This window comes from Stenotrophomonas sp. P5_B8, from assembly GCF_054049855.1.
Genome location: NZ_JBFULO010000378.1, coordinates 1 through 3,783 on the forward strand (window position 1 = coordinate 1; position 3,783 = coordinate 3,783).

3 protein-coding genes are annotated in these 3,783 nt (G+C 56.3%); all 3 read right to left on the reverse strand.

What is annotated here, in order from left to right; genetic code table 11:
- Window positions 1-215 precede the first annotated feature (215 nt).
- From ACXJKH_RS16665 to ACXJKH_RS16675, 3 genes are read right to left on the reverse strand one after another with little or no spacing between them, the layout of a single operon-like run.
- Entirely contained in the window at window positions 216-1,637 is a 1,422-nt protein-coding gene (locus ACXJKH_RS16665) for an MvaI/BcnI family restriction endonuclease (RefSeq protein WP_457320972.1), read from the reverse strand.
- 59 nt (window positions 1,638-1,696) lie between these two features.
- On the reverse strand, window positions 1,697-2,440 hold the full coding sequence (locus ACXJKH_RS16670) for a DUF6339 family protein (protein WP_457320974.1): 744 nt from the start codon (window positions 2,438-2,440) through the stop codon (window positions 1,697-1,699).
- Window positions 2,437-3,267, reverse strand: coding sequence for a hypothetical protein (locus tag ACXJKH_RS16675; protein ID WP_457320976.1), 831 nt, complete (start codon window positions 3,265-3,267; stop codon window positions 2,437-2,439). The genes ACXJKH_RS16670 and ACXJKH_RS16675 overlap by 4 nt, the downstream gene beginning before the upstream one ends.
- Window positions 3,268-3,783 lie beyond the last annotated feature (516 nt).

Genomic DNA, 3,783 nt, shown 5'->3' on the forward strand with positions numbered 1-3,783 from the left:
CCTTTAGCTTGAATGTCGGAGGGCAATCGAGAGGGCTGTTGGCCATGCGGCTCTGTCTGCCCCTTGCCCTGCATCGACGCGCGGCGAGGCTCGCGAAGCGATCTCGCTACTACCGTTGATCAGGAATATCGAGAGCCCTCAGGGAACTCGCTCATGCGTCGCTGAGCGGACAATAAAAGAGGGAATGTCTACTAGTGTGATTGATCTACTGTGTGTCACGCTTGTTGTACAAATCTCTGATCTAGATGAGATAGCTCCGCGATCACATCTATCTCGGTGAAGCGTTCATAGAGACCCTCCAGATCTGAGCTTTTAACTCGAAACTGGCTCCTCTTCTTCGAGATTGCTCTTCCTTCAGAAGGCTGTTCAAGTTTGATGCCAGGGTCGTAGTAGACGCTGGCATTTGCCAACGAGGCGAGGAGGCGGCCAAACTCAGCCCCTGTTCCCAGGAGGACGCGACTTCCAAATCTGTACTTCGGGGCATCCCCGCGCATTATCTGTGCGGGAACAAACGCGGCCTTGGCGTGCTTTGACTTCCAGTGATCTAGCAATTTTGCGAATGACCATGACATCGCTACATCACCCGCGTGATCGATCATCACCACTGCGCCGTCCGGACGGTACTTCTGGCTTTGCCGATCATATCCGTGAAGGTCTATCCGGAGCTTCTTGTTCGATTTGATCTCGGCCCCGACTTTGTATACGCCGCCGAAGTTGGTTCGACCAGATATTGTCCGTGCGGCGTGACCATATGCAGTCAGGAATGCCTCAATTCCATCCGAAACGTACGTTCCTCCATCCGGTTCGGGTGTGAACAGCGTAACAACGCTACTTCCTGGCTTCTCAGAGTTCGTTACGCCTCGAGCCTTGATCTCCCAGCCGTGAAAGTCAGGTAATGCAAACCCATTTGAGCGGATCCCGAGCAGTGCCTCAAGCGTATTGCCGTTGCAGTTGGTTGCCCTGCAAGGGACGACAACGCCGCGTCTGTCCAAACGAATCGAGTCGTTCCACCCCGAGCGGTGAATCCTTGCAAGTGCCCCCAACAGAGCGAGGTAGTCGTCTGAATCCGAGTTGTGAGGCTCAATCGGCAGCTCGCGCAATGCCCCGTAAGCTTCGTGAGGTTGATCTGCATTGATCTGCCTTGCAGCCGGGCTCTCTGGCGGGACAGCGATAGCTACAATCGTGCGCCGGCTCGTCAGTCCGATCAAGAGGATCCGGTCGGGTACCGTTCCGAGCTTGTCCTTGTCGAAGAATGTTGAAGGCGCGTAGCGCGCGCCCTTCAGGAAACCCGACATTCGGACTTCGGGGTACTGCGGATAGAAGATCAGCTTGGCCTCTGGAGCCTTTGATGGTTGTCCTGTGCTGGTGATCCAGTACATCTCCAATGGGGCATGGAAGACCGGCTCGGTGTTGCCAGCCTTGATTGAATAAGAAGAGTGTGCAACGACAGCGCCAGAAGGAATCCGGCTCAAGTCCGATAGATCGGGTGCCAAGTACACCTGGTTCTTTGAGTTGGCGTTCTGTGGAAGTTGCTTGTAGAGGATCTCGGTAGCTCCGTTTGCCACAAGCATGCTCACAGCTGTGCTGAGCTCGAGGTTGTAGAGCCACTGGTCCCGGTCATCCACCTTGGAGTTCATGTCAAAGTCCTACTCGGCAGTAGAATGAAGTGCGTTTTGCTCTCATCTTCCGTCCATAATCACGAGTTGATGATGGATCGCGCCTTGTCCAGGCACTGTCGCATCAATGCATCGATCCTGACATCGGACATGACCTCAAAGGCCAGCCCCGCGCCATCGAGGTTCATCTGCTTCATGAACTCGCGGAAGAGCTTCTCGCCGTCGAGAAGGTCTTTCTCGTTCGAGAGTARCCTTACTACACCACGCGAGAATGTCGGTCTGGAGGCCATCGCCGAACGCTCCAAGAAGCTGAGACGGATGTCGGCCCTGTGGAGTATTCGTCCAAGAACGGATCCGACGTTCGCTGCGTCGATGTGGCGCGCAATGTGGTAGTTCCACCAAAGGCGTGAAATTGCGTGGTCATCCCGGCAGGCTGTAAGCGTCGGAGCAAAGAAGTGCTTGATGATATCGGCTGTGGACTTCTCATCCGTCGAGCTGTCAGAGATCCATCTCGCGCGTGAGTAGGTCAAGCCTTCGACATGACTCATCCGGACCCACAGTCGGTTCTCACGCGCGACGCTTGGAGATAGATGGCCAAGTGCGTGACCAACGATCAGTGAGTTCTCGATCTCGCTGGCAGGGGAACCGTCGGTGCTTAGCGTGGACAACTCGGACAGATCCGCACTCACGGAGAGAGGAATCCGCCAGTTTCCCGCTGACTCCATGTCGAGAAAGTCACCGCTCCGGTAGCGGTCCAGGTTGTCAGCAACTGAGCCGCGAAGGTCGATGGCGACCTGCTCGCCGACGTATAGCAGCTTCTTCACGCGTTCACTCCTTCAAGGACCTTGCCTAGGGCTTGCAGAGGTCGATCCAGCAGGTGCTGGGCCGCCTGAGCAAGGTCGCAGGTCACGATGTCGATTCCATCAGCAGTGCAACGAGCGCTCATGACTGTATGCCATCGTCGCCCCTCGTGCTGACCAACTTCCCTCATCGCGTCAAGAACGTACATGAGGGTGGGCAGGTATAGCGCAGACAGCAGTACATCCCTTGCTCGGTTGTCACGAACGATGGACAACACGCCGTGGAGCTCGGAGCTCGCTAGAATATCGATGGACTCGCTGTCAAGGTTGATGCGGAACTCGCCTTCTGGAACGTCGGCCATGAGCTTGAGGTGGAAGATGGACTCCAGGGGAGCAAGCTTCTCCAAACCAACCTCATAAGGGAACTCCTCCGTGACGGCGATAACGTCGCCAGCATTGGCGCAGCGGGAGTCCACCGGGAACTCATCATTGATGGACGGTGACGTGAGCGCAAGTTTGTCTGCTACAGCGACGACGACGCCGCGGATGTTGGTTCGCCCACGCAGCTTCCCGTCGGAGAGATCAAGTCGGAACTGGTCCAGCCCCGTAATGTGGAGGTCATCGTAGTAGGTGTCACGACAGGTCAACATAATTCCTGCGCTGGCTTCGCCGCACTGTACCAGCTCAAGAACATTAGAGTCCTCGATACCAAGCTTGCCGGTAATGAAGAGGCTTCCCGTATCGGGATGCTCTTCGATTTCCAGCTCAGCTGTAAGCGAAAGGACTCCGTAGTCCAGCGTCTGATTGGAAAGCACGGGGTGGGGAAAACGTGCGCTGTCCTTAATGCGCATCTTGTTCTCCCTTGATGGGGCTGAGAACGACCGAGATCGGACCGAGATAGGGTCGCGAGAGCTTGATCTTGATGGACATCCGTGTACCTGCCACCGCACTGATCCTTGGTGAGTGGGAGGAGGGAGCGTCATCCAATCCGATGATCGTCAGCGCTTCATCTGAAACTACTCCAATTGCAGATAGCTCTAGAACTACTTCTGCCGAGGCCTCTGGCGTGAATGAGAGTAGCCGAGTGGTGCCTCCATCGGAAACTGAATTTCGAAGGTTGGTGTACGCAATACTGCGACCGCCGCGACCGCCAGTCGTGCCTCGACCAGGACCCTTCCGGTCACCGGTGGTGGCACCCGATCCCTTGGAGCCAGGCTTCTGGCCTCCAGAGGACCCGGATTCTCCACTGTCGCCCTGACCTATCGCCGGTGGCTGTCTCGTGAGTTTCTTCGTCACAGTGGGGCGTTCCGGGTTCTCGTCCATGGTATTGGGATCGGCAATCGGCCGCTCTCCACCCGTGCTGGCGA